21 protein-coding genes and 1 other RNA gene are annotated in these 23,814 nt (G+C 70.7%); 9 read left to right on the top strand and 13 right to left on the bottom strand.

The window, feature by feature from the left end; translation table 11 throughout:
• The first annotated feature begins 54 nt into the window (after positions 1-54).
• Both MVG78_RS01875 and MVG78_RS01870 read left to right on the top strand, forming a co-directional pair.
• Entirely contained in the window at positions 55-1,488 is a 1,434-nt protein-coding gene (locus MVG78_RS01875) for a DUF4403 family protein (protein WP_247557726.1), read from the top strand.
• A 212-nt stretch (positions 1,489-1,700) separates the two neighbouring features.
• Complete coding sequence (locus MVG78_RS01870) at positions 1,701-2,324, top strand: hypothetical protein (RefSeq protein ID WP_247557725.1); 624 nt, start codon at positions 1,701-1,703, stop codon at positions 2,322-2,324.
• Between the two features lie 57 nt (positions 2,325-2,381).
• Here the strand turns inward: MVG78_RS01870 and recR are convergent, their stop codons facing one another.
• Positions 2,382-2,981 (bottom strand): recombination mediator RecR, encoded by a 600-nt coding sequence (recR, locus tag MVG78_RS01865; protein ID WP_027281484.1) that lies wholly within the window; start codon positions 2,979-2,981, stop codon positions 2,382-2,384.
• A 266-nt stretch (positions 2,982-3,247) separates the two neighbouring features.
• A complete protein-coding gene (locus MVG78_RS01860) occupies positions 3,248-3,592 on the bottom strand; it encodes a YbaB/EbfC family nucleoid-associated protein (protein ID WP_247557724.1) in 345 nt (114 codons plus the stop codon).
• Between the two features lie 229 nt (positions 3,593-3,821).
• On the opposite strand from MVG78_RS01860, the gene MVG78_RS01855 reads away from it, so the two are divergent.
• Positions 3,822-5,000 carry an aminotransferase class V-fold PLP-dependent enzyme gene (locus MVG78_RS01855; RefSeq protein ID WP_247557723.1) on the top strand — a complete coding sequence of 393 codons (1,179 nt, stop codon included), beginning with the start codon at positions 3,822-3,824 and terminating at the stop codon, positions 4,998-5,000.
• An 84-nt stretch (positions 5,001-5,084) separates the two neighbouring features.
• Entirely contained in the window at positions 5,085-5,573 is a 489-nt protein-coding gene (locus tag MVG78_RS01850; protein WP_247557722.1) for a cupin domain-containing protein, read from the top strand.
• A 4-nt stretch (positions 5,574-5,577) separates the two neighbouring features.
• On the opposite strand, the gene MVG78_RS01845 is transcribed toward MVG78_RS01850, so the two are convergent.
• Positions 5,578-6,375, bottom strand: a complete 798-nt coding sequence (locus MVG78_RS01845) for a helix-turn-helix transcriptional regulator (protein ID WP_247557721.1) — start codon at positions 6,373-6,375, stop codon at positions 5,578-5,580.
• Positions 6,376-6,499: 124 nt separating this feature from the next.
• On the opposite strand from MVG78_RS01845, the gene MVG78_RS01840 reads away from it, so the two are divergent.
• Positions 6,500-7,267, top strand: coding sequence for a class I SAM-dependent methyltransferase (locus tag MVG78_RS01840; protein WP_247557720.1), 768 nt, complete (start codon positions 6,500-6,502; stop codon positions 7,265-7,267).
• A gap of 123 nt (positions 7,268-7,390) precedes the next feature.
• A complete protein-coding gene (locus MVG78_RS01835; RefSeq protein ID WP_247557719.1) occupies positions 7,391-8,296 on the top strand; it encodes a pirin family protein in 906 nt (301 codons plus the stop codon).
• A 365-nt stretch (positions 8,297-8,661) separates the two neighbouring features.
• Here the strand turns inward: MVG78_RS01835 and MVG78_RS01830 are convergent, their stop codons facing one another.
• The 10 genes from MVG78_RS01830 to MVG78_RS01785 all read right to left on the bottom strand — a co-directional run bounded on the left by MVG78_RS01830 (position 8,662) and on the right by MVG78_RS01785 (position 19,218).
• Entirely contained in the window at positions 8,662-10,587 is a 1,926-nt protein-coding gene (locus MVG78_RS01830; RefSeq protein ID WP_247557718.1) for a DNA polymerase III subunit gamma/tau, read from the bottom strand.
• A 78-nt stretch (positions 10,588-10,665) separates the two neighbouring features.
• Positions 10,666-10,762, bottom strand: an RNA gene (ffs, locus tag MVG78_RS01825) — signal recognition particle sRNA small type.
• A gap of 52 nt (positions 10,763-10,814) precedes the next feature.
• Positions 10,815-11,729 carry a PfkB family carbohydrate kinase gene (locus MVG78_RS01820; RefSeq protein WP_247557717.1) on the bottom strand — a complete coding sequence of 305 codons (915 nt, stop codon included), beginning with the start codon at positions 11,727-11,729 and terminating at the stop codon, positions 10,815-10,817.
• Positions 11,730-11,761: 32 nt separating this feature from the next.
• Positions 11,762-12,247, bottom strand: a complete 486-nt coding sequence (locus MVG78_RS01815) for an L-2-amino-thiazoline-4-carboxylic acid hydrolase (protein ID WP_247557716.1) — start codon at positions 12,245-12,247, stop codon at positions 11,762-11,764.
• 684 nt (positions 12,248-12,931) lie between these two features.
• Complete coding sequence (locus MVG78_RS21670; protein ID WP_345892846.1) at positions 12,932-13,756, bottom strand: FAD/NAD(P)-binding protein; 825 nt, start codon at positions 13,754-13,756, stop codon at positions 12,932-12,934.
• A complete protein-coding gene (locus tag MVG78_RS01805) occupies positions 13,753-15,393 on the bottom strand; it encodes an ABC transporter ATP-binding protein (protein WP_247557714.1) in 1,641 nt (546 codons plus the stop codon). The genes MVG78_RS21670 and MVG78_RS01805 overlap by 4 nt, the downstream gene beginning before the upstream one ends.
• Complete coding sequence (locus MVG78_RS01800) at positions 15,390-16,226, bottom strand: ABC transporter permease (RefSeq protein WP_247557713.1); 837 nt, start codon at positions 16,224-16,226, stop codon at positions 15,390-15,392. Before MVG78_RS01800 ends, MVG78_RS01805 begins: the two co-directional genes overlap by 4 nt.
• An 8-nt stretch (positions 16,227-16,234) precedes the next feature.
• Entirely contained in the window at positions 16,235-17,212 is a 978-nt protein-coding gene (locus tag MVG78_RS01795; RefSeq protein WP_247557712.1) for an ABC transporter permease, read from the bottom strand.
• A gap of 4 nt (positions 17,213-17,216) precedes the next feature.
• Positions 17,217-18,836, bottom strand: a complete 1,620-nt coding sequence (locus MVG78_RS01790; protein ID WP_247557711.1) for an ABC transporter substrate-binding protein — start codon at positions 18,834-18,836, stop codon at positions 17,217-17,219.
• 175 nt (positions 18,837-19,011) lie between these two features.
• Positions 19,012-19,218 carry a hypothetical protein gene (locus MVG78_RS01785; protein ID WP_247557710.1) on the bottom strand — a complete coding sequence of 69 codons (207 nt, stop codon included), beginning with the start codon at positions 19,216-19,218 and terminating at the stop codon, positions 19,012-19,014.
• Between the two features lie 280 nt (positions 19,219-19,498).
• Between MVG78_RS01785 and MVG78_RS01780 the strand changes: the two genes are divergently transcribed.
• From MVG78_RS01780 to MVG78_RS01770, 3 genes are all read left to right on the top strand, one after another.
• Positions 19,499-20,767 (top strand): DNA recombination protein RmuC, encoded by a 1,269-nt coding sequence (locus MVG78_RS01780; RefSeq protein WP_247557709.1) that lies wholly within the window; start codon positions 19,499-19,501, stop codon positions 20,765-20,767.
• Positions 20,768-20,797: 30 nt separating this feature from the next.
• Positions 20,798-21,694 (top strand): LysR family transcriptional regulator, encoded by an 897-nt coding sequence (locus MVG78_RS01775; RefSeq protein WP_247557708.1) that lies wholly within the window; start codon positions 20,798-20,800, stop codon positions 21,692-21,694.
• Positions 21,695-21,761: 67 nt separating this feature from the next.
• Positions 21,762-23,546: a M14 family metallopeptidase gene (locus MVG78_RS01770; RefSeq protein WP_247557705.1), complete on the top strand. Its 1,785-nt coding sequence runs from the start codon at positions 21,762-21,764 to the stop codon at positions 23,544-23,546.
• Positions 23,547-23,814 lie beyond the last annotated feature (268 nt).

Below are 23,814 nucleotides of genomic sequence, written 5' to 3'. Positions count from 1 at the left end.
AAGGCGACAGGCACCCCGTCCCGGCGGTGGCCGCGCCGGCTGGCGCGTGGGCTCTTGGCGGGCCTGATTCTCCTCGCCGCCGCGGGTGGGCTCCTCTGGCTGCGGGACCGGGACATGCTGCTGGCCACTGAACCTGAGCGCCGCGCCGCCCGGCTGGACCTGCCGGCGAGGGAGAGTGCCGTCGCCCTGCAACTGCGCCTGCCCTTCGGCCTGCTGCGCCAAGCCGCCGAACGGGCTGTTCCGGCCGAGTTCCGCCAAGCGAGCGAGGCGGATGCCGAAACGCTTTATGACTTGGTGATCCGGCGCGAGGGAGGCTTTGTCCTTTCGGATGCCGGGGGAAGGCTGCGGGTCCAGGTGCCGCTCTCCGTCTCCGGCTCCGTGGGGCTCGGCGGCGGGCTGGCGGAGTTCCTGTCGCTCGACGAGAAGAAGATCGACGCCGCCGCCATGGTGCGGGCGGATCTGGGCCTGACCCTCGACCGGGGCTGGTGCCCCGTGGTGGACATGGCGGTGGACTATCGCTGGACCCGCAGCCCGCGGCTGGAGATCCTCGGCGGCGTCTGGATCGGCATCGAGGAGCGGGTCCGGGCGCAGATCGAGACGGCCCTGCGCGGCCTGCCGGAACAACTCGCCAAGCTGATGCCCTGCGACGCCATCCGCCGGCAGGCGCTGGAACTCTGGCAGCCGCGCGACATCCGGGTGCAGCTTCCCGCCGCGCCGCCGCTCTGGATCGGCATCCAGCCGCAATCGGTGGGCCTGTCGGAACTGCTCGTGGAGCCCGAACGGCTGCGGGTGGTGCTGGGTCTGCGCGCCCGCACCAGCATCGCCTCGCGGAAGCCGGAGGAGGCGCCGCCGGGCTTCCTGCCGCCGCTCGACACCCTGCCGGAACGCTGGAACGAGCGTGACGGGCGTCTGCGTCTCTCCGTTCCGGTGCGTGCCGGCTATGACATGATCCGCGACTGGCTGATGCGGGAATTCGGTCACCGCGACATCCCGGTCGAGACTCCGCTGGGAACGGCGCGGCTGCGGGTGCAGGAGATCTTCCTGTATCCCAGCGCCCCCGCCATCGCCCTGGCGGTGCGCTTCAGTGCCGACCTGCCGGGCCTCTGGCCCGACACCACGGGGCGGGTGGTCTTCTCGGCCCGGCCGGTGCTGAGCCGGGGCGGCACGCGGATCGGGCTGGAGGATCTGCGTTTCGCCCGCAGCCTGGACAGCACGGCCTGGTCGCTGGCCACGTTGATCTTCGAGCGCCAGCTCCGCGAGCGGATCAGCGAGCTCGCCGTCTATGACCTCAAGGACGTGATGGACGGCGCCATGGCCGAGTTGCGCCGCCGCCTCTCGGACCCTGCCTTCACCGGCGGGCTGCGCGTGACCCTGACGAAGCCCAGCCTGCGCCTGGAACAGGTGGTGCCGGAGAACGACGCCTTGACCGTCCTGGGCACCGCCGAGGCCGGGGTGGAGGCGGAGGTGACGGATCTGCCGGTGCCGTAGCGGCGGAACCGGACCAGGAGGGGCTTCTCGGGGGCGAACCCATATGAGGCGCCATGGTTGTATGAAACTTAAGATTTTACACAAAAAAGTGTGAATGTTTGCAGAAATACCTTCAATGGTTGCCTTGTGGGTTGTGGCGGTTGCATTGAGAGCAGGGGGATGGCTGTCGCGTTCCGCAGCTTTTGCTCATTCCCTGAACTGGAGAAACTGCCATGTCCCTGTGCGGCCGTAAGACGGCTGGCAGTCTGACCAAGCTGGCGGTTCTTGCCCTTGTTCTATCGAACATTCTCCCCGACGCTGCCGGGGCGGCCGATGATGCGGCACGTGCTTACCCACTCCGGGGCGTATCATTCCCGGAAGCGCGATCCCTGGATTTGCCCTCCGGCCTGGCAACGCCCGTGCAGTTCCCCTCCCCGGGGCGATCGTCCGAGGATGGCGACGTGGCGGCACCCGGTGGAGGGGACATCGTCACTTCGGTCCACAGGGTGGAGGCCAGAACCTTCCGTGGAACGAATGGCCAACGGCCGCAGCTTGTGGTCGGCTGCCGCAATGGCAACGCCGTCCTGTGGATCGACTGGAAGGTGCCGGCCGCTTCCGTGGACCCCAGGGTGTCCGTCCTGATCGAAAGGGATGCCGCCATGGTCAGCGTCTGGCGCCTTTCCGGAGACCGGCAGCGAACATATGCGCCCGTGCCCGCCGTGTTGCTGGCGCGGATAGAGACCGCCAGGAACATCACGGTGGAACTGATGCGGCGTTCGGGGGAGGGGCGGGTAGCGGCCTTCGATGTGTCCGGTCTCACGAGCCGCCTGTCGCCCGTGGCGGGAAACTGTGACTGATGGGATAGGGCCAAGGCAGTGGCCCCGGCCGTATCCTGCCGCGCGGGACGGGGCTGGCTAAACCGGCCGGCGTGCCCGCAAGGCGGCGGCGAGGGTGCCATCGTCGAGCACATCCAGTGCGCCCCCCATGGGAACACCCTGGGCGAGGCGCGTGACCTGCACCGGCAGGTCGTGCAGCCGGTCATGCAGGTAGTGGCCCGTGGTGGCGCCCTCCACCGTGGCGGGGAGGGCGAGGATCACCTCGCGGATGCCATCCTCCGCCACGCGCCGCACCAGGGACTGGATGCGCAGATCCTCCGGCCCCACCCCGCCGAGCGGCGACAGCACGCCGCCCAGCACATGGTAGAGGCCGCGATGCGCCCCCGCCCGTTCCAGCGCCCAGAGATCGGCCACCCCCTCCACCACACAGACCAGCCCGCGCTCGCGATGCGGGTCGCGGCAGACATGGCAGGGGGAGGCGGTGTCGAGATTGCCACAGACCTCGCAGGGCCGCACGGCCTCGGCCGCGATCCGCAGCCCGTCGGCGAGGGGCAGCATCAGCCGCTGCGGGTCCTGCAGCATCTTCAGCACCGCCCGCCGCGCCGAGCGCCGGCCGTAGCCGGGCAGGCGGGACAGCAGGCCGACAAGCTGTTCGACAGGGTCGTTGGGATGGCTCATTCCATGCTCCGCGCGGCACCTTCCGCACCGCCGCGGGGCGCGAACCGGGCTTGACCGATACCCGGAACATATAGGGATCGGCCGGGAGTTCCGCGAGGGTGCCCACCGTGCCGGCCCATGTCGCGGTGGGCCACCGGCCCCGCCTTGCCGGCGCCCCGGGGCGCGGATGCTGGAACCGCTTCCGGCCGGGGGGCCACGCTGGCGCCGCCTTCCCGGGAGCGGCCCCAGGAATTGGCCCCGGACCGTCTCCGGCAACCGGGCTCCGCTCAGAACGGCAGCTTGAAGCCGCCCGGCAGGCCGCCACCCATGCCGGGGATGTTCAGCCCGGCGGTGGCCTTCTGCATCTCCTCGGCCATCATCGCTTCCACCTTCGTCTTGGCATCGGCATGGGCGGCGATCAGCAGGTCCTCCAGCACCTCGCGCTCCTCCGCCGACATCAGGGAGGGGTCGATCGTCACGCTCTTGAGGTCGCCCTTGCCGGAGAGCGAGACCTTCACCATGCCCGCGCCCGACTGGCCCTCGACCACCTGGGCCTCCAGCTTGGCCTGCATCTCCTGCATCTTCGACTGCATCTGCTGGGCCTGCTTGAGCATGTTGGTCAGGTTCTTCATGCGTGGATGTCCTGGCTAAGGGTTGCCGGGGCGTGCCGGAGGCCGCCGCCGGGGGGAAAGCTGTCTCCCCCGGTATCTAGGGCAGGGGTCGGCCTGCGTCACCGGCCCGCCCGGTTTCCGGTGCCTTATTCCGGGCGGCCGCCCCGGTCGCGCCGGCTGGTGGCCTTGGCAGCCCTGGCGGCGGGGATGAAGCTGGCCCCGGAGTTCCAGGCCGGCTTCGGAGGGTGGCATGATCGATATCGAGAGGGTCCGGGCGGACACGCCGGCCACGGCCCGGCGGGCCTATCTGCACAATGCCGGGGCCGGTCTGATGCCCGTGCCGGTGGTCGGGGCGGTCAAGGCGCATCTGGACCTGGAGGCGGAGATCGGCGGCTATGCCGCCGCGGCGCAGGAGGCCGTGCGGCTGGACGGGGTGTACCGCTCGGTGGCGCGGCTGCTGAACGCGGCGCCGGAGGAGATCGCCCTCACCGAGAATGCCACCGTCGCCTGGCAGATGGCGTTCTACAGCCTCCGCTTCGGTCCGGGGGACCGCATCCTGACCGCCGAGGCGGAATACGCGGCGAACTACGTCGCCTTCCTCCAGGTGGCGCGGCGCACCGGCGCGGTGGTGGAGGTGGTGCCGAGCGACGCGACTGGGGAACTCGACCTCGCGGCGCTGGAGCGGATGATCGATGGCAGAGTGAAGCTGATCGCCGTCACCTGGGTGCCGACCAATGGCGGGCTGGCCAACCCGGCTGCCGCGATCGGGCGGATCGCCCGGGCGCATGGCATCCCCTATCTCCTCGATGCCTGCCAGGCGGTGGGGCAGATGCCGGTGGATGTGCAGGCCCTCGGCTGCGACATGCTGTCCGCCACCGGGCGGAAGTTCCTGCGTGGGCCGCGCGGCACGGGCTTCCTCTATGTGCGGCAGGGGCTGCTGGAGCGGCTGGAGCCGGTGATGATCGACCATTTCGCCGCGCCCTGGGTCAGCCGGGGCGAGTGCCGGCTGCGCGCGGATGCCCGGCGCTTCGAGACCTGGGAGAACAACTACGCCGCCCGCGCCGGGCTGGGGGTGGCGGTGGACTATGCGCTGACATTGGGGCTGGAAGCGATCGAGGCGCGCTGCCACGCCATGGCCACTCGTCTGCGGGAGGGGCTGCGCGCGATCCCCGGCGCCATGCTCCGCGACCTGGGACGGAACCCCTCGGCCATCGTCAGCTTCACTCTGGAAGGGCGGGATGCCCGCGCCGTGGTTGCCCAGGCCGGGGAGGCGGGGATCACCATCGGCGCCTCCGAACCCGGCAGCACGCGCATCGATGCCGAAAGGCGCGGCCTGCCCAGCCTGCTGCGCGCCTCGCCGCACTACTACAACAACGAGGCCGAGATCGACCGGCTGGTGGAATTCTGCGCCTCGGTGCCAGCGGGCTGAGGGGCATCGCCACGGCATGCTTGCCGAAGCCGTGGTCCTGGCCCCATGCTCCTGGGAACAAAAGGAATTCCAGGGGAAACGACCATGCGCCTCATGCTTCTCTGCGGCAGTCTCGGCATCGGCTTCGTGGCCGGGCTGCTGGCGGCGCCCGACCTGCCGCGCCTCACCACCCCGGCGGGGGCCCAAACGGCGGCCAGCCCGGCGGCCCCGCCTCCCCTGACGCCGGGTCTGCTCAACCTGACCGGGCTGAGCGAGGAGGAGATCGGCCCCCTGGTCAGCGGCACCGACCTGCGCTCGCGGACCCTGGTCACGACGGAATACGGCACCGTGGCGGTGCAGAGCGGCAATGTCTTCAAGCACTACCATGCCGATGCCAACGAGGTGCAGCTGGTGCTGGCGGGCAGCGGCACCTTCTGGCTGGGCGACCGCGAGGTGCAGGTGAAGCCGGGCGACCTGATCACCATCCCCAAGGGCACGGTCCATGCCGGCTCCCACGCCACGGAAGGGCGGTTCCGCGTCCTGGCGATCAAGCTGCCGCCGCAGCGGCCGGACGACACGCATCGCGTGCCGTAAGGCTTCAGCCGGAGGCCGCGGGCAGCAGCGTGACGAGCTTGTGCTCGGGATGGGCCGCCGGGATCAGGGTGACCTGCTCGTAGCGGAGTTCCCCATCCTCCGGATGCAGGAAGCAGCGCAGACCGCCTTCCCGCGCCAGCACGGCGTGGCTGTTCCAGAAGCGGGCGAAGTCCGGACTGTGCCGCAGCAGCTCCTGCACCAGGGCCTGCATGGGCGGGTCTTCCGGATGATGCGCGGTGTCGGCGCGGAACTCCGCCAGGAGGCGCCGGGCGCGGTTGTCCCAGTCCAGGATGAAGCGCCGCCCCGCGGTGTCGAGGAAGACCCAGCGCAGCAGGCAGGGCTCGCTGCTGGCGAACCAGGGCGCGAAGAGCCGCTCCGCCGCCGCGTTGCGCCCCCGCACATGCCAGAGCCGGTCGAGCAGATAGGCCGGATGCGGCAGGCTCTCCAGCACGGCGAGGAGTTCGGGCGGGGCCGCGGCATCGGCTTCGGCGGGTGGCGGGGCCGGGTCCAGGCGCCTTGCCAGTTCGAAGAGGTAGTGCCGTTCCGGCGAATTCAGGCGCAGCGCGTCGGCCAGCCGCGCCAGGGCGGCAGCGGACAGGGCGATGTCGCGGCCTTGTTCCACCCATGTGTACCAGGTGGTGCTGAGGCCGCAGAGCTGCGCCACCTCCTCCCGCCGCAGGCCCGGCGTGCGGCGGCGGGCGAAGGGATTCGTCGGTTGCCCGGCGGCCTCGGGGCTCAGCGCCTCGCGATGCGCGCGCAGGAAGGCGCCGAGGAGCCGGCGCTGCTCGGCCGGAAGGGTCATGCCATGGAGGTCATGCGGGCGGAATCCTGGATGGGGGAAGTTTTCATACCCGTATAAACGGACAACTTATACTAGTCACTGAACACGGGCAGAAGGAGTCTGCCAGACACGGAGAACAGCCCGCATGAGCCACGCACAGCACGCCTTCGCCGCCGCCCAGTACGGGGCGCGGGCCCAGGACTACGTCACCAGCGCAGTCCACAGCGCCGGGGCGGATCTCGACCGGATCGAGGAGGCCCTGCGCGGCCAGTCCGGGGCGCGGGTGCTCGACCTCGGCTGCGGCGGCGGCCATGTCAGCTATCGCGCCGCGCCCCATGTGGCGGAGGTCGTGGCCTGCGACGTGACGCCGGACATGCTGCGGGCCGTGGCCGCCACGGCGGCGGAGCGCGGCCTGGCCAACATCGCCACGCAGCAGGCGCCGGCGGAGCGGCTGCCCTTCCCGGATGCCTCCTTCGACTGGGTGCTGTGCCGCTTCACCACGCATCACTGGCAGGAGATGGAGGCCGGGCTGCGCGAGGCGCGGCGCGTGCTGAAGCCGGATGGGCGCGCGATCTTCATCGACACGGTGGCGTCGGCGGAACGGGCGCTGGACACGCATCTCCAGGCGGTGGAGCTGCTGCGCGACGCTTCCCATGTACGCAACTACAGCGTCGCGGAATGGGTCGCGGCCCTGGCCCGTGCCGGCTTCGCGGTGGAGGGGATGGGGATGCACCGGCTGCGGATGGAGTTCCCCGTCTGGGCCGCCCGCACCCGCACCCCGCCGGAGATGACCACGGCGATCCGCGCCCTGCAGGATGGCGCGCCGGCGCAGGTGCGCGCGCATTTCGCCATCGGCCCCGATGGCAGCTTCGATATCGAGGTGGCGAGCTTCAGCCTGCGGGCCACGCTCTGACGCGGCCGGCAACGGGCCGTCATGGTTGCCGGGGCGCGCAGGGTTTCCGGCCCTGCGCGCTTTCCTCGACCATCACGCCTATTGGGGGATAGGCTGACTCCCCTTCCGGCGGAGAAGAGACCCATGGCCGAACCTCTGGTGGAACTGGTGATCGAGCAGCGCCGCCGCGACCTGGGCGGTGGAATCGAGGTCGGGCGCGTCCTGCCCTTCGCGAAGCGGCGCATGGTCGGGCCCTTCGTCTTCTTCGACCATATGGGCCCGATCGAGCTCGCCCCCGGCATCGACCGGTCGCTGGACGTGCGGCCGCACCCGCATATCGGCCTCTCCACCGTGACCTATCTCTTCTCCGGCGAGATCATGCACCGCGACAGCATCGGCTCGAAGCAGCCGATCCGGCCGAACGAGGTGAACTGGATGACGGCCGGGCGCGGCATCACGCATAGCGAGCGATTCGAGAAGGCGCGCGCCGAAGGCGACCGCCTGCATGGCATCCAGGCCTGGGTCGCGCTGCCCAGCGGGGCGGAGGAGACCGACCCCGCCTTTTCCCATCACGCCGGCGCCGACCTGCCGCAATGGAGCGAAGGTGGTGTGCATGGCCAGGTGATCGCCGGCAGCGCCTACGGTCTGAATGCCGCGGCGCGCACCCATTCGCCGCTCTTCTACGTGCATCTCGGGCTGGAAGCCGGGGCACGGGCTGAGATCCCGGCGGGCTTCGCCGAACGCGCGCTCTATGTGGCCACAGGCGCGGTGGAGATGGGCGGCGTGCAGTACGGGCCGGGGCGGATGCTGGTGCTGGGCCGGGGGGAATCCTCGCTCCGTGCCATCGGCGAGGCGACCGTGATGATCCTGGGCGGCGAGCCGGTCGGGCCGCGCTATCTCTACTGGAACTTCGTCTCCTCCTCGAAGGACCGGCTGGCCCAGGCGGCGGCTGACTGGCGGGCCGGGCGCATGAAGCTGCCCGATGCGGACGACCAGGAATTCATCCCGCTGCCCGACGGGCCGATGCCCTCGGCGCCCGCCATGTCCTGAGGCGGCGTCGCCGCCGGATGCCTCCGTGGGAGAGGCGCTGCCTCTCCCACACCCTCTCCGCCGGGGACCGAAGCCGGTCCCCGGACCCCGGGCTTTCGTTGGCACCGATGGTGGTCGTCAGTCTGCCGTCCGATTCCTGAGCGCAGGTGGATCAGCGCAGCTCCCGAAAAGAAAGAATCCTTCTCCGCGCTGGTGGCACCGGCAGTCGCCGGAGAGCCAAGCTCTCCGGTGTGATCCGGGCGCAGGAAGTACCAACGAATGGGAGGTCCAGGACCCTCAGGGTCCTGGCGGATAAGGGGGCCGGGGGAAAAGGCGGAGCCTTGTCCCCCGGGACAGAGCGACGCCAGACCGGGTCGTCGTCCGGATCAGTCGAGATCGTCTATCCCGGCGGGCTCGGCATCCGGCGGGGCGAACTCGCGGTCGTCGCCTTCCTCCATCCCGGCGGTGCCGAAGGCGGCTTCCTCGGCGGCGGCGGGGGGCAGGCCGTATTCGTCCAGCGTGTTGTCCCGCACATCCTCGATCTTCGCGCCGGGGAAGGCGGCCAGCACGGCCTGGACCAGCGGGTGGCTTTCGGCCAGTTCGCGGGCCTGCGCGGCGACGGCCTTGCCCTGTTCGGCCAGGGTCGGCTCGCCCCCGGCATTGGAGAGCACCACGGTCCAGCGCTGACCCGTCACCTCGTTCAACAGGGCGGTGAGCTGGGCGGCGAGGTCGCGTGGCGCCTGCGGCGTCGGGTTCAGCTCCAGCCGGCCGCGCCCGAAGGAAACGAGGCGGACGCTGTGCACCAGATGGGCATGCAGCATCGGCTTGCGGCCCGAGGCCAGGGCCACGACCTCGCGGAAGGAGCCGGGCTGCGGTGCGGGCGCGGCCTCGGCATAGGCCACCGCCCCGCCGCCACCGGCGGCCATCATGGAACCGCCGCCACCGGCCATGCGGGCGCCGCCATTGGGGGCGGGGCCGCCTCCCGGCGAGGGGGCGCGGGCCGGGACGCTGCCGCCTTCCTGCAGGCGGCGCAGGATCTCGCCCGGCGTCGGCATCTCCGCCACATGGGCGAGGCGGATCAGCACCATCTCCGCCGCCGCGCGGCGGTCGGGGGCGAGGGCGATCTCCTCCAGCCCTTTCAGGAGCATCTGCCAGGCACGGCCCAGCACGGGGATGGAAAGCCTGTCCGCCAGGGCGGCGCCACGGCCGCGGAGTTCCTCCGGCAGGGTGGGGTCGTTGCGCAGCGTGGGCACGGAGCGCAGCCGGGTGAGCTGGTGCGTCAGGTCGGCGAGGTCGGAAAGCAGCACGCCCGGATCGGCGCCGACCTCATGCGCCCGGTCCATGGTGGCGAGCATGGCGGCGACGTCGCCGCGCATGGCGGCCTCCATCACATCCAGCACCAGGGCGCGATCGGCGAGGCCCAGCATGTCGCGCACCGCCTGGGCGGTGACGCTGCCGCCATCCTCGGAGAGCGCGATGGCCTGATCGAGCAGGGAGAGCCCGTCGCGGGCCGAGCCGTCGGCGGCACGGGCGATCATGGCCAGCGCCTCGTCCTCCAGCCTCGCGCCCTCCTTCTCCGCGATGCGGGAGAAGAGGCCGGCCAGCTCCGCCTGCGACATGCGGCGCAGGTGGAAGGTCTGGCAGCGCGACAGGATCGTGGCCGGGACCTTGCGCAGCTCCGTGGTGGCGAAGATGAAGCGCACCCCGGGCGGCGGTTCCTCCAGCGTCTTCAGCAGCGCGTTGAAGGCCGGCCCGGAGAGCATGTGCACCTCGTCCAGGATGAAGACCTTGCAGCGGCCCTGGACGGGGCGGAAGCGCACCTGCTCCCGCAGCTCCCGCACATTGTCCACGCCGTTGTTGGAGGCGGCGTCCAGCTCCATCACGTCCGGGTGCCGGTCGGCCAGGATGGCGCGGCAGTCGGGGCAGACGCCGCAGGGCTCCACGGTCGGGCCGCCCTGGCCGTCCGGCCCGGTGCAGTTCAGCGCGCGGGCGATGATGCGGGCGGTGGTGGTCTTCCCCACGCCGCGTATGCCGGTGAGCATGAAGGCATGGGCGATGCGGTTCTGCGCGAAGGCATTGCGCAGGGTGCGGACCATGGCGTCCTGCCCGACCAGATCCGCGAAGCTGCTGGGCCGGTACTTCCGGGCGAGGACGCGGTAGGGCTGGGCCGGAGCCTCCGCGGGCGCCGGAGCGGCGGCCGGCGGAGGAAGGGGGCCGGGGGCCGGGGAAGCCGGGGCCTCCCCGAACAGGCCGGGACCCTCGGCGGGCGGCTCGGGGATCTCGTTCTCGGTCGAGGGAAGGTCGCTGGGCATCCGGTCCCGGGGAAAGGGCGTCGTGGACGACAGGTGGGGCGACTGCGGAACCGGCGGGGGAAGGCGGTCCTGCTCGGGGTGGAAGACCGACACACGACCCGGGCGGAAACTCGTTGCGGCTGCTTCCTTCCGGACCTGACCGGGTTGGCGAGGCGCCCGTCCGCGGCCGGCCTTCCGAGGCGACATATGGCGGTTCCGGGGGTGGATGGCAACCGGGGGGGACGGGGTCAGCCGAGGCGGGACAGCACCTCCGCCAGTGTGGGCGCGCCCAGGCGTCCGCCGGGGCGTTCGCATTTGATGGCCGCGGCGGCATGGGCGAAGCGCACCCGCTCCCTGGTGCCGAGGCCGCGCACCAGCCCATGGACATAGGCGCCGTGCCAGATATCGCCCGCGTTGAGCGTGTCCACCGCCTGGATGCGTTCCGCCGGGAAGGACTGGAGCAGATCCGGCGCCGCGCGCTCCCAGACCAGCGCCCCCTCCGGGCCGAGCGTGACACCGACGACCGCGGCCCCGGGCAGTTCCGCGATGAGGCCGCGCAGCGCCCCGTCGGGCGGCTGGCCGCCGGACAGGGCGTCGAGGGCGACTTCGGACAGGAGCACATGGTCGGCCAGCGGCATCAGGCGGCGCAGGCGCTCCGGCGGGGCGAGGTCCGCATCCAGCACCGTGGGCACGCCGAGGGAGCGGGCATGGCGCATCGCGACCTCCCCGGCATCGGCCCAGCGCATATCCACCAGCACAGCCCCGGCCCCCTCCAGCCGTTCCAGCGGCAGGGCCAGCGGTGCGGCATAGAGGCGGGGGTCGAAATAGGGCACGACCAGCCGCTCCCCCGCCGGGTCCACCAGGATGGTCGAGACGGGCGTGCGGGCCTCCGGCAGGCGGAGCAGGTGCCCGACATCGATGCCGTCCGCGGCCAGGTTGTCGAGGCAGGCCCGCCCGTTGGCGTCCTGCCCCACCAGGGACCAGAGCTCCACCGGATGGCCCAGCCGGGCGATCGCGGCCGCCGCGCTAACCGCCATGCCGGAGGCGATCTGCTGCATCCCGCGTGGGAGGAGCTTCATGCCACGGCCGGGGATCTCATCGACGAGGAAGCTCGTCTCCCACAGCACACCGCCGATGCAGATGATGCGCCCTTCGCTGGCCAATGCCGCTCCCCCGTCGCTTTCGGCCACCGGTGTCAGGCGGCGCTTTCCTCATAGCGGTAGCGGAAGTCGCAATGCGAGGCGCCGCCCATGATGGTCTGCGTCCGCTCCATCTTCAGCTTCGGGTCATAGCCCTCGCAGAAGGCGCCGTCGCGCTGGCAGGACAGCAGGTGCCCGATCTCGCCCAGCCCCATCGCCTTGTACATCTCGGCATAGCGGCAGCGGGTGACGTTGAAGGCGAAATGCGTCGCGTCGCGGCCCACCGTCTCGATCTCCAGCGCCCCGCCGGCGGTCCAGTGGCGCTGGATGTCCACGAAGCTCTGCAGGCTGGTGCCGCCGGGGGCGGATTTCGCGAATTCAGCGGCCTGGGCGATGGCGGAGCGGCGGACGGATTCGGCGATGAGATCCTGCGCCTGCTCCCGACCCAGCTTCGCCTTCAGCGTCTCGTAGACCTCCTTCAGCAACTCCGCCTCGATGCGGCGGCGCTCGATGATCGGGGTGATGGTCTGGTCCTGCGACATCGGAAACTCCTCAGCCGCGACGGAGGCGCTGCTCCGGCGGCACGAAATAGGGCGTCGGGGCCAGTTCCGGCTCCTCGAACGCGACGACGGCATCGTAGTGCCGCTCCACCTCTTCGGCGAAGAGCGCCTGGCCGATCTCCCGCGCCAGGGTGGTGCAGCCGGTGGCCACGGCGGGGATGTCGCCGGACAGGATACCGTGGCTGGAGGCCGCGGCGGGGCCGAGCAGCCGCAGCCGCGCCAGGGCGCCCGCGAGCGGCGAGGCGGGGTCGCGCGGGGTCAGCTCGAATCCCTCGCCGAGATAGGGTGCGCGCGCCAGTTCCGGATAGCGCGCGGCTTCCTCCGGCGCCACGCGGCCGCCCCAGAGCTGCATCGCGTCGCGGAAGGCGGCGAGTTCCGGCATGCGGGCCGGATCGACCGTGAAGCCGGTGCCGAAGATCACCGCGTCGAAGCGCTGCGACCCCTCCGCCATGGTGACCGTGACGCCCTCCGCATCCGCCGCCACGTCGCGCCAGCCCGCGTTGAAGACCAGCCGGAAGCCGGGATGCCGTTCGCAGCGGAGCACGGATTCATGGGGCGGCGGGGAGGCCTCCCCGGCGGTATAGGTCAGGAAGCGCCAGCGCGTCGCATCGTCCAGCCGCCCGAAGCCGCGCAGGAAGCCGGAAAAGACCATGCCGCGCGTCTTGTTCACCTGCGGCAGGAAGGCGCGGCGGGCGAACATGGTGACCTCGGCGACGCCGGCCTCCAGCGCCGTGCCGGCATTGTCGAAGGCCGAGGCATTGGCACCCAGCACGGCGATCCGCCCGCCCCGGAAGCGTTCGAAATCGATGGCGAGGTCCACCGAGTGGAAGACCCGGCCCGTGGCACGCGCCGCCGCATCCAGCCCGGCCGGCAGGGAAGGGAAGGCGGGGATGTTCGGTCCGCCCGCACCGTCCCGCCCGCCGGCCAGTACGACCTGCCGGCACAGCAGGTTTTCCTCCCCGCCCGGGCCGCGCAGCGTGGCGCGGAGCAATCCCCCGCGCCCCTGGCCGCCACCGGTTCCAGCGCGGTCAGCGCCGTCTCGTTCTCCACCGGGATGCCCGCCGCGTCGCGCAGCCAGAGCAGATAGGCGAGCCAGTCCAGCCGGTGGATCTTGTAGAGCCTCTCCCAGCCCTCGGCGCCGTGCTGCGCCTCCCACCAGGCGCGGAAGGTGAGGGAGGGGATGCCGAGATCCGGTCCGGTCAGGTGCTTGGGCGAGCGGAGGGTGGGCATGCGGGCATAGGTGCCCCAGGGGCCTTCCTCGCCGCGCCGGGCGCGGTCGACGATACGGATGTTGCGGATGCCGTCGCGGATCAGCGCGAAGCCGGCGGTCTGCCCGAACATGCCGCCGCCCACCACCAGCACGTCCAGCACCGGCGCCCCGTCGGCTGCCCCGTCACCCAGGGGGATGCCGAGGGGCCAGTTGGCCGGCGGGTGGTTCAGCCGGGCGAGGTCGCAGCGGACCTCCGCTTCCAGCGCCGCGAGGCCGCTCACGCGATTTCCTCCGGCACCGGGGCGAGATCGCCCGGCGGCGTCCAGCCGCGCCCCGGCACCGAGGCCAGGAGCGATTTCGTGTAGTCGTGCTGCGGATCGCCGAAGACCTGCACCGCCAGACCCTCCTCCACCACGCGGCCCCGGTGCATCACCGCGATCCGGTCGCAGATCTGCGCCGCGACGCGCAGGTCATGGGTGATGAACAGCACCGAGAGGCCGAGCCTCTGCCGCAGCCCCGCCAGCAGCCGGAGCACCTGCGCCTGCACCGAGACATCCAGGGCCGAGACCGCCTCGTCCGCCACCAGCACCTCGGGCTGCAAGGCCAGCGCCCGGGCCAGGCCGATGCGCTGCCGCTGCCCGCCGGAGAATTCGTGCGGGTAGCGGTCCATGGCATCGGGGCGCAGCCCGACCAGCTCGAACAGGTCGCGGGCGCGGGCCATGGCCTCCGCGCGCGGCGTGCCATGCACCATCGGCCCCTGCGCCACCAGCTCGCCCACCCGGCGGCGGGGGTTCAGCGAGGCGAAAGGGTCCTGGAACACCATCTGGATGCGCTTCGTTTCCGCCCGCATCTCGCGCGCCGAGAGCTTCGCGAGGTCGGTGCCGCCCAGGCGGATGCTGCCCTCGTCCGGGTCCAGCAGCCGCACCACGCAGCGGGCCAGGGTGGATTTGCCCGAGCCGCTCTCCCCCACGATGCCCAGCGTGCCGCCCTTGGGCAGGCTGACGCTGACATCGTCCAGCGCCTTCACGATGCGCCGGTTGCGGCGGAAGAGTCCCGCCTTGCCATAGGTCTTGCTCACCCCCCGCACCATCAGCGCCGGCGCGGCGCGGCGTGGCGGGCCATCCGGCGCGGTGGGGCGCAGCGGCGGCACGGCGGCAATCAGGGCGCGGGTATAGGGATGCTCCGGCCGGTTCAGGATGTCCCCGGCCTCGCCCTGTTCCACCACCACGCCCTGCCGCATCACCGCGATCCGGTCGGCGATCTCCGCCACCACGCCGAAATCGTGGGTGATGAACAGCACCGCCGTGCCGTGCCGTGCCTGCAGGTCGCGGATCAGGGCGAGGATCTGCGCCTGGGTGGTGACGTCGAGCGCCGTGGTCGGCTCGTCGGCGATCAGCACCTCCGGCTCCAGCGCCAGGGCCATGGCGATCATGGCGCGCTGCCGCTGCCCGCCCGACAGCTCGTGCGGATAGGCTTTCAGCGCCCGGCGCGGATCGGGGATGCGCACCTCCTCCAGCAAAGCGAGCACCCGGCGCTCGATCTCCGCGGCATCAAGGCTGGTGTGGATGCGGAAGCTCTCGCCGATCTGGTCGCCGATGCTGCGCAGCGGATTCAGCGCCGTCATCGGCTCCTGGAAGATCATCGCGACGCGCGCCCCCCGCAGGCGGCGCATCTCCGCCTCGGACCTGGTCAGCAGATCCTCGCCCGCCAGCAGCACCTGCCCGGCGGTGACGCGCACCCCTTCCGGCAGCAGGCGCATCACCGCGCCGGCGGTCATGGACTTGCCCGAGCCGCTTTCCCCTACGACGCAGAGGATCTTCCCCTTCTCCAGCGTCAGGGACACGTCCTGGAGGGCATAGGGCCGGTCGGCGCCCGGCGGCAGGGCGACGGAAAGGCCGCGGATCTCCAGGCAGCTCATGGGCCGCGCCCTTTCAGGCGGGGGTTCAGCGCATCGTTCAGCCCCTGCCCCACCAGGGAGACGGCCAGCACCGCCACCAGGATCGCCACGCCCGGGATGGCCGAGACATACCACTGCGCCCGCAGCACGCCCTTGCCCGCGCCGATCAGGTTGCCCCAGGAGGCGATGTTCGGGTCGGAGAGGTTGAGGAAGGCCAGCGCGCTTTCCAGCAGGATCGCGGTCGCCATCACCACCCCGGCATAGACGATCACCGGCGGCAGGGCATTGGGCAGGATCTCGCGGAAGATGATGCGCGGGTTGCCCATGCCCAGCGTGCGGCAGGCCTGGACGAATTCCCGCTGCCGCAGGCTCAGGAACTCCGCCCGGGTCAGCCGCGCCGTGGCGGGCCAGGAGACGAGGCCGATCGCCAATGTCACCGTCACGATGTCGGAGCCGAAGACCGCCACCAGCACCAGCAGCAGCAGGAAGTTCGGCAGGGTCTGGAAAGCCTCCGTGACGCGCATCAGCGCATCGTCCACCCAGCCGCCGTAATAGCCCGCCAGCGCGCCCACCACGATGCCGATGGCGATCGAGATCAGCGTGGCGACGATGCCGATCAGCAGCGAGACGCGGGCGCCGTAGAGGATCTGCGCCGCGATGTCGCGGCCCGAGGGATCGGTGCCCAGCGGGAAGCGCGGATTGGCGCCGGGCCATTGCAGCGGCCGCCCGGCCAGGCGCAGCGGGTCGTCCGGATAGAGCAGCGGCGCGGCCAGGGCGGCCGCCACCACCAGGACCAGCAGCAGCAGGCCGATCACCGCCGGCGGGCTGCGAAGATAGCGTCGGAAAGCGTCCATGGCCTCGTTCAGCGGTCGGCGGCGATGCGCGGGTCGAGCTTCGCGTAGAGCAGGTCCACGCAGAAATTCACCACGATCACCAGCAAGGCGGAGGTGAAGACGATGCCGAGCAGCATGTTCAGGTCCCGCTGCACCACCGCGTCATAGGCGAGCCGGCCGAGGCCGGGCAGGGCGAAGACGCTTTCCACCACCACCGAGCCGCCCAGCATGGTCCCGGCCTGCAGCCCCACCAGCGTGACCATCGGCAGCAGCGCGTTGCGCAGCGCGTGGCGCACCACCACCCCGGTCTCGCCCAGTCCCTTGGCGCGGGCGGTGCGGATGAAGTCCTGCGTCATCACCTCCAGCATCGCGGCGCGCATGATCCGCAGATAGGTGGCGAGGAAGATCAAAGCGAGCGTCGCGGTGGGCAGGACGAGGTGCCAGGCGATGTCCAGCGCGCGGGTCAGGCCGGTATGGCCCGCGCCGATCTCCTCGAACCCTCCGGCCGGCAGCCAGCCGAGATGGACCGCGAAGAGCACGATGCCCATCAGCCCGAACCAGAAGGACGGCGTGGCGTAGAAGACCAGCCCCAGCGTGGAGATCAGCGTGTCCGGCCAGCGGTTCACCCGCCGTGCCGCCAGCACCCCCAGCGCCGTGCCGGCCGCGAAGGAGAAACAGAGCGCCGAGCCCATCAGCAGCAGCGTGACCGGCAGGCGCTCCCCGATCACCCGCACCACCGGCTGTCCGTAGATGGCGGAGAAGCCCAGGTCGAACCGCACCAGCCGCATCAGGTAGCGGCCGAGCTGCACCGCCACCGGGGCGTCGAGCCCGTAGAACTGACGGAGTTGTTCCATCTGCACCGGGTCACCGCCGCCCATCTGCGCCATCAGCGCGTCCACCGTGTCGCCGGGGGCGAGCTGGAGCAGCAGGAACAGGCCGACCAGGATGATCAGCAGGGTCGGCAGGCTGGCCAGTAGCCGCCGCCCCGCGAGCGCCAGGACACGCACCGGATCAGCCGGCGGCGAGCCAGGTGTCGTGCCAGTCGCCGGAGCCCCAGCGTGGGTAGTTCATGCCGTTCCGCACCCGCTTGCTGGCGGCGGTCTGGAACTCGCGCTCGGTGATCATCCAGATCGGCAGCGCCTCGTTGATCTCCTTCGTCCACTCGGCATAGAGCGCCTTGCGCTTCGCCGGGTCGAGCTCCGCCGCGGCACGGTCGGTGAGTTCGTCGATCGTCTCGGACTTCCAGCCCCACTGGTTGGTCCAGGGCGCGCCCTTGGGGCTGCCGGAACGGTACCAGACGGTGGTGGAGACCGCGGGGTCGCCGCGGTACTGGTGCCAGCCCGTGGCCAGGTCGAAGTTCCAGTCGCGGTACACGGCCGAAAGGGCGCCGGCGATGTCGAGGTTCACGATCTCCACCCGGATGCCCACGGCCTGGAGCGACTGCTGGATGTAGGTGGCGAGCAGCGGCACATCCTCGCCGTTCTGGATCGGCACGAGGCGCAGGGTAAAGCGCACCCCGCCGGCGCCGCGCTTGTAGCCCGCCTCGTCCAGCAGGGACTCGGCCTTCTTCTTGTCGAAGGCATACGGGAACTTCACGTCGGCCGGGTAGAAGGCCGTGGAGGAGGAGGGGATGGGGCCATTGGCCGGGCGGCCCTGGCCGTAGAGGAAGTTCTCGATGAAGAAGGGCACGTCGATGGCATGCGCGATGGCCCGGCGCACCCGGACATCCGACAGCTCCTTGCGCCGGTGGTTGAATTCCAGCGTGTTGTTGAAGGCGTTCGCCTCCGTGCCCCGGGTGGTCACGGTGAAACGGCTGTCCTTCGCCAGCCGGTCGAGATCGGCCATCGGCAGCCCGTTATAGGCCGAGACCTGGATCTGCCCCGATTCCAGCGCCGCCGAGGCCGCCGAGCGGTCGTTGATGAAGCGCCAGACGATCCGGTCGAGATAGGGGAAGCCCTGGCGCCAGTAGTCCGGGTTGCGCTCGGCGATCACGTACTGGCCGCGCTCGTACTGCACGAAGCGGAAGGGGCCGGTGCCGATCGGGGCGGTGTTGGCCGGGTTCTCCAGCACGTTTGTCCCGGCGAAGACGTGCTTCGGCACCACATAGCCGAGGTCGCAGAGCGCGCGCAGCAGCAGGTTCAGCGGCATGGGCTGGGAGTAGCGGAAGACGGCGGTGTGCTCGTCCGGCGTGTCCACCGCGGTCAGGTACTGCTGCAACTGGGTGGAGTAGTTGAGCTGGGTCTTCCACAGCTCCATCGCGTTGTACTGCACGTCGGCGGCGGTGAAGGGCTTGCCGTCATGCCACTTCACGCCCTCCCGCAGCCTGAAGGTGATGGTCTTGCCGTCCGGCGCCGCCTCCCAGCCCGTGGCCAGGATGCCGACCGGCTTGCCCTCGGCATCCAGGTCCACCAGGGATTCGATTATCTTGCTGGTGATGATGTAGACGCCGGTGGAGGCGCGCAGCGCGGGGTTCAGGATGCGCTGCTCGCCCGCCAGATGCGCCGTGAGCACCCCACCGCGGGTGACGCCGGCGGCCCCTTGAGGGGCCTGGGCCAGGGCGCGGCGCCCGAGGAGCGTGCCGGCGGCCAGGGCAGGGGCCAGCAACAGGGCATCGCGCCGGGTCGGCTTCATGGTCACACCTTCCGATAACAGAATCGTAAGAGGCCACGATAATCCGTTTTGCTGTGGCGTAAATCACGGCGAATCGGCGTTTTTTAGGAAATTGCACGATCTCCCCGAAGGATAGCACTCCAGACCGGGAGAGAGCCGGCCGCGCTGACGCCCTGGCGGGAAGGGCAAGGGGGGATCAGGGGGAGATGGCGGAGCCCCCGGTGGTCTCCCAGGGCAGAACGGCGGGCGGCCCCTCGTTCAGCGCGACGCGGACGGGCAGCCAGGCAGTGCCATGGTCCATCTGATCCTCCATCACCAGGAAAGCGGCCAGATAGACCATGAGCAGCGTGCCGGTGACGGCCAGCGTTCCGACCAGTTCCGGGAGAAGGCTTTTCCTTGGCATGCGGGCGTCCTCATGAGGGGGGTCACAAGAGGAGGATCGATCCAGGCGCATTACTGAATCGTTTCATGACGGCCGCAACATAAATCCTCACACGCGGATGATCCTGGAAGGATTCGCTTGCTGGTTGCAGGCGCCCGGGCACTGCCGGCGACAGAAGCGGCGGGTTTTGCCCTTGGGCCTGAGCCGGACAGAGTCCATAAGGAAACAGGGGAACGAAACGCGTCCTTTCGCGCCGTTTCCCGCCGAATCCGCGGCGATACCGAGTTTTGGGAGTTCCGGATTGGAAACCTGGCTGATCCTTCTGGTCCTGCTGCCCGGGCTGGCGGCACTGCTCCTGCTGCTCTTCCGCCGTCCCTCTCCCGCCGCCCTGCCGGCGGAAACGCTGATGCCCCTGGTGGAGCGGCTGGGCGCGATTCAGTCCGGTGTCGGCGAGCAACTGGCACAGCAGGCGCGGGAGGTCGAGGCGGCGCTGGCGGCGCAGAACCAGCGGCTGGCGGAGGCCCAGGCCCTGGCGGCGGAGCGGGCCAGGGCGCAGGAGGCGGCGCTGGCCGAGCGGCTGGCGCAGGCGACCCAGGCCATGACCGAAAGCCTGATCGAGCAGGGCCGGCGGGTGAACGAGGCGGTGGCAGCGCAGAACGAACGCCTGAACGCCGCGCTCACCGGGCAGAGCGAGCGGGTGGCGCGGCAGCTCACCGAGCAGTTCGCCGCCACGCAGGAAACCGCCAAGGCGATCGGCGAGCGTCTGGCGGTGATCGACGCCGCGCGCGGGAATATCGAGGCGCTGGGCGCGCAGGTGACGACGCTGTCGGGCATCCTGGCCAACAAGCAGTCACGCGGCGCCTTCGGCGAGGTGCAGTTGCGCCGGCTGGTGGAGGACCGGCTGCCGGCGGACGGCTATTCCTGGCAGCACACGCTGAGCAACCGGCACCGCGCCGACTGCCTGATCCACCTGCCACACCCGCCCGGCCCGGTGGTGGTGGACAGCAAGTTCCCGCTGGAGGGCTGGCTGAACCAGCGCGACTCCGAGGGGCGGGAGCGCGACGCCGCCGCCAAGGCCTTCGCCAGCGACATGCGCAAGCATATCGGCGACATCGCCACCAAGTACCTGATCCCCGGCGAGACGGCGGAGGGGGCACTGCTTTTCGTGCCCTCCGAGGCGATCTATGCGGAACTGCACGCCACCCAGGCGCCGCTGGTCGAGGAAGCGGCGCGGATGGGGGTCTATATCGTCTCGCCCTCCACCCTCTGGGCCGTGCTCGGCACGATGCGGGCGCTGATGCAGGACGTGCGCATCCGGGCCGAGGCCAGGCGGATCCAGGACGAGGTGAAGCGCATGGCCACCGAGGTCGGCCGCCTCGACACGCGGGTGGCCAAGCTCAAGAAGCACTTCTCCGACATGCAGGACGATGTGCGGATGATCGACATCACCACGGAGAAGATCGTCCGCGCCTCCGAGCGCATGGCGGCGGTGGAGTTGGAGGAGGCGGCCGGCGCGCCGCCGGCCGTTTCGCTGGCCGAGGCATCCCCGGCCTCCCTGCCGCGGGCCTGAGCAAGGTCCGCACGGCCCTGGAGTGAGCCCATGCTCGATCCCTTGACCCTGGACCAGCTCCGCGTCCTCGTGGCGGTGGCGGATACGGGCAGCTTCTCGGCCGCCGCCCGCAAGCTGCAGCGCGTGCAGTCGGCGGTCAGCCAGTCCATCCAGGCGCTGGAAGGCACGCTGCGCCTGACCCTTTTCGACCGGTCCGAGAAGAAGCCCCGCCCCACCGAGGCGGGATGGGTGATGATCGCCGATGCGCGGCGGCTGCTCGACAGCGCGGCGGCACTGCGGGAACGGGCGGCCAGCATCGCCACGGGGCTGGAGGCGGAGCTGACCGTGGCAGTGGACCAGCTCCTGCCGCTGGATGCCCTCATGTCCGCGCTGCGGGCGATGAGCCTGGAATTCCCGCAGCTTCAGGTCCGGCTGCTGACGGAAGGGGTCGGCGCGCCGGAACGTTATCTGCGGGAGGGGCGGGCGCATCTGGCCGTCTATGCCACCGCCGTCACCGGGGCCACCGATCTGGAGCGCGAGTTCCTGACCGACGTGGCCATGGTGCCGGTGGTGAGCAGCACCCATCCCCTGGCCGCGATGGAGGGGTCCCTGTCGCGCGACGTGCTGGCGGAGCATGTGCAACTCGTGCTGACGGATGTCTCGGAGCAGACCGGCTGGTCGGTCGGGGTGGTCAGCCATCACATCTGGCGCTTCGCCGACATGCACACCCGTCTGGAATTCCTGCTGGGCGGCTTCGGCTGGTGCAACATGCCGCTGCATCTGGTGAAGCCGCATCTGAGCAGCGGCGCGCTCAAGCGCCTGCATCCCAAGGAGCGCGATGGGTTCAGCGTGGCCCTGTCCGTGGTGCACCGGCGCCAGAGCCCCCCGGGCCGGGCGGGGCGCTGGCTGATCGAGCATCTGCGGGAGCATCTCGGCAAGGGCGGCTGAGACGGGGTGCCGAAGTGGGACGGGAGGCGGATCGCTGTCCGCGCCGGCCCATGCCAGGATGGCCGGTATGACCGTCCTGACCGACATCGCGATTCCGCGCAGCCTGGATCTCCTGGTCGGGCGCTGTCTCGGCGGCGGGCCGGGGCGGCGGGCGGAGGCCTGGCTCTTCGAGGACGAGGCCACGCGGCGGGGCGCGGAGGAGAGGCTGCGCGAAGCCGGCATCGAGGCCAGGCTGCGCAGCGCCTATAAGCCGCTGCTGCACTTCTTTCTGGAGGAGGTGGCGCTGGAGGGGGTCACGGCGATCCGTGTCCGCCACCCCGTCCCTGCCGCGGCGAATCCGCTCCGCTTCCGGATGGAGGCCTATCCCCTGGCGGCACTGCTGGGCGGCCGCCCGTTGCGCTTCGAGCCCGGTGGGGACGACCTGCATTATGAGGTCACCCTGTGGCGGGGCTCCGGGGACGAGGAGATCCACCGGGTTTTCGCGCCAAACCGGCTTCGGCGGGATCTGCTGGGCCGGGAAAGCCTTTCGCCCTGTGGCTGGTGGCGTTCCCGGGAGGCGGCCCCGGATGGACGGCCCATGGAGGACGAAGCCTTCGAGACGGAATACGAGGCGGCCTTCCGGTTCGCGATGGAGAGCCTGGAGCGGCACGACTGGGGCGAAGCGGGGGCGCGTTTCGGCATGCTGGAGATGCGGGTGGAGACAGGGGGCATCGAGCGGCCTCTGCCCTATGGTGCGGAATGCCTCAGCACGCGGGAGGCCCTGCACGAGGATCTGTATTTCTCGGCCCTGGAGTTCTTCGGTGCACGCGCGGGGCTGCCGCCCGGGGACCGGCGTTTGCGGCCCGGCCAGATCGTTCCGGATATCTGGCCTGCCCAGGGAGAGACCCGCCTGCGGATCGCCATTCTTCCGGGGAAGGTGGCGGAGGCGGCTGGGGACGGCGAACCGGGCCATGCCCCTGCGAGGGTGGAAGATGGGCTGGAAGCAGCGGACCGGCCCCTGCCGCTGGAACGGGTGGCGCTGGAGCTCGAAGCCCTGCCCGGCGAGCGTTTCGGGGCCCTGTCGGTGCAGGGCAGGCCGGTGCGCGGGGTGCAGGTACCGGGCGCGACCGGAATCGGCCTGGTCGTGACGGCGGGGCAGCATGCCAACGAGACCTCCGGCGTGGTCGGGGCGCTGCGGGCCGCGCGGATCCTGGCCGGCGCGGGCAGGCTGGGCTTCGCCCTGATTCCGCTGGAAAATCCGGATGGTTATGCGTTGCACGAGCGGTTCCGGCGGGTGCATCCGCATCACATGCATCACGCCGCGCGCTACACGGCGCTCGGGGATGATCTGGAGGCGCGGGATGGGCCGCCCTGGCACGAGAAGGCGGCCCGGCTGGAAGCCTTCCGCCGGACCGGCGCCCGGCTGCATGTGAATCTCCACGGTTATCCCGCCCATGAATGGACAAGGCCGCTTTCGGGCTACCTGCCGCGCGGCTTCGAGTCCTGGAGCATTCCCCGGGGATTTTTCCTGATCCTCCGTCACGGGCCAGGGCTGGAGGGGATGGCGGGGGAGCTGATGCGCCACGTGGCCGCACGTGTCGCGGCCATCCCGGGGTTGGCAGCTTTCAACCGGCGGCATGCGGCCCTCTATGAGGCGCATCTGGGGGAAGCGCCGCAGCCAAGCCATGCTGGGATCCCCTACAGTCTCGCGCCACGGCCAAGGCCGGGGCCGCCTTTGGCTCTGATCACGGAATTCCCGGATGAGACGATCGAAGGGGAAGATTTCCGCTTGGCCCATGCCGTGCAGCGGGAAGCGGTGCTGGCTGCCGCGGAGTGGCTGGAGCAGGGTTGGGAGGCGATCCCCACCGCTTAGGCCGGGGCCCGGCAGACGGGTGCCAGGGCCTTTGTCATGGGGCTGATCGAAAAACATCACGAAGCTGTCGAAAAGGCTTTGACAGCCCCACGGCTCCCCCGTATAAGCCCGTTCACCGGCGGCGCGGTTGGTTCCTGAGGGGGCTGACGGGCGGCGACTGGTGAACCTGCCGAAGGGTTGGACGGTCACTGGATGGGAAGCTTCCTGGGAAGGAGGTGTCCCTGAGGTGGTTTTTTGTCCTGAGGCGGAGCTCCTTGACAGATGAATA

Source organism: Roseomonas gilardii subsp. gilardii (genome assembly GCF_023078375.1).
Lineage (GTDB): Bacteria > Pseudomonadota > Alphaproteobacteria > Acetobacterales > Acetobacteraceae > Roseomonas > Roseomonas gilardii.
This window is presented reverse-complemented; position numbering and strand designations above follow the sequence as displayed.

Excerpts from the sequence above, each read along its gene's own strand:
- MVG78_RS01805 (WP_247557714.1), bottom strand. The coding sequence starts at position 15,393 with ATGAGCTGCCTGGAGATCCGCGGCCTTTCCGTCGCCCTGCCGCCGGGC.
- recR (WP_027281484.1), bottom strand. The coding sequence starts at position 2,981 with ATGAGCCATCCCAACGACCCTGTCGAACAGCTTGTCGGCCTGCTGTCC.
- MVG78_RS01800 (WP_247557713.1), bottom strand. The coding sequence starts at position 16,226 with ATGGACGCTTTCCGACGCTATCTTCGCAGCCCGCCGGCGGTGATCGGC.
- MVG78_RS01790 (WP_247557711.1), bottom strand. The coding sequence starts at position 18,836 with ATGAAGCCGACCCGGCGCGATGCCCTGTTGCTGGCCCCTGCCCTGGCC.
- MVG78_RS01870 (WP_247557725.1), top strand. The coding sequence starts at position 1,701 with ATGTCCCTGTGCGGCCGTAAGACGGCTGGCAGTCTGACCAAGCTGGCG.
- MVG78_RS01830 (WP_247557718.1), bottom strand. The coding sequence starts at position 10,587 with ATGCCCAGCGACCTTCCCTCGACCGAGAACGAGATCCCCGAGCCGCCC.
- MVG78_RS01770 (WP_247557705.1), top strand. The coding sequence starts at position 21,762 with ATGACCGTCCTGACCGACATCGCGATTCCGCGCAGCCTGGATCTCCTG.
- MVG78_RS01785 (WP_247557710.1), bottom strand. The coding sequence starts at position 19,218 with ATGCCAAGGAAAAGCCTTCTCCCGGAACTGGTCGGAACGCTGGCCGTC.
- MVG78_RS01840 (WP_247557720.1), top strand. The coding sequence starts at position 6,500 with ATGAGCCACGCACAGCACGCCTTCGCCGCCGCCCAGTACGGGGCGCGG.
- MVG78_RS01835 (WP_247557719.1), top strand. The coding sequence starts at position 7,391 with ATGGCCGAACCTCTGGTGGAACTGGTGATCGAGCAGCGCCGCCGCGAC.
- MVG78_RS01775 (WP_247557708.1), top strand. The coding sequence starts at position 20,798 with ATGCTCGATCCCTTGACCCTGGACCAGCTCCGCGTCCTCGTGGCGGTG.
- MVG78_RS01815 (WP_247557716.1), bottom strand. The coding sequence starts at position 12,247 with ATGTCGCAGGACCAGACCATCACCCCGATCATCGAGCGCCGCCGCATC.
- MVG78_RS01845 (WP_247557721.1), bottom strand. The coding sequence starts at position 6,375 with ATGACCCTTCCGGCCGAGCAGCGCCGGCTCCTCGGCGCCTTCCTGCGC.
- MVG78_RS01850 (WP_247557722.1), top strand. The coding sequence starts at position 5,085 with ATGCGCCTCATGCTTCTCTGCGGCAGTCTCGGCATCGGCTTCGTGGCC.
- MVG78_RS01855 (WP_247557723.1), top strand. The coding sequence starts at position 3,822 with ATGATCGATATCGAGAGGGTCCGGGCGGACACGCCGGCCACGGCCCGG.
- MVG78_RS01860 (WP_247557724.1), bottom strand. The coding sequence starts at position 3,592 with ATGAAGAACCTGACCAACATGCTCAAGCAGGCCCAGCAGATGCAGTCG.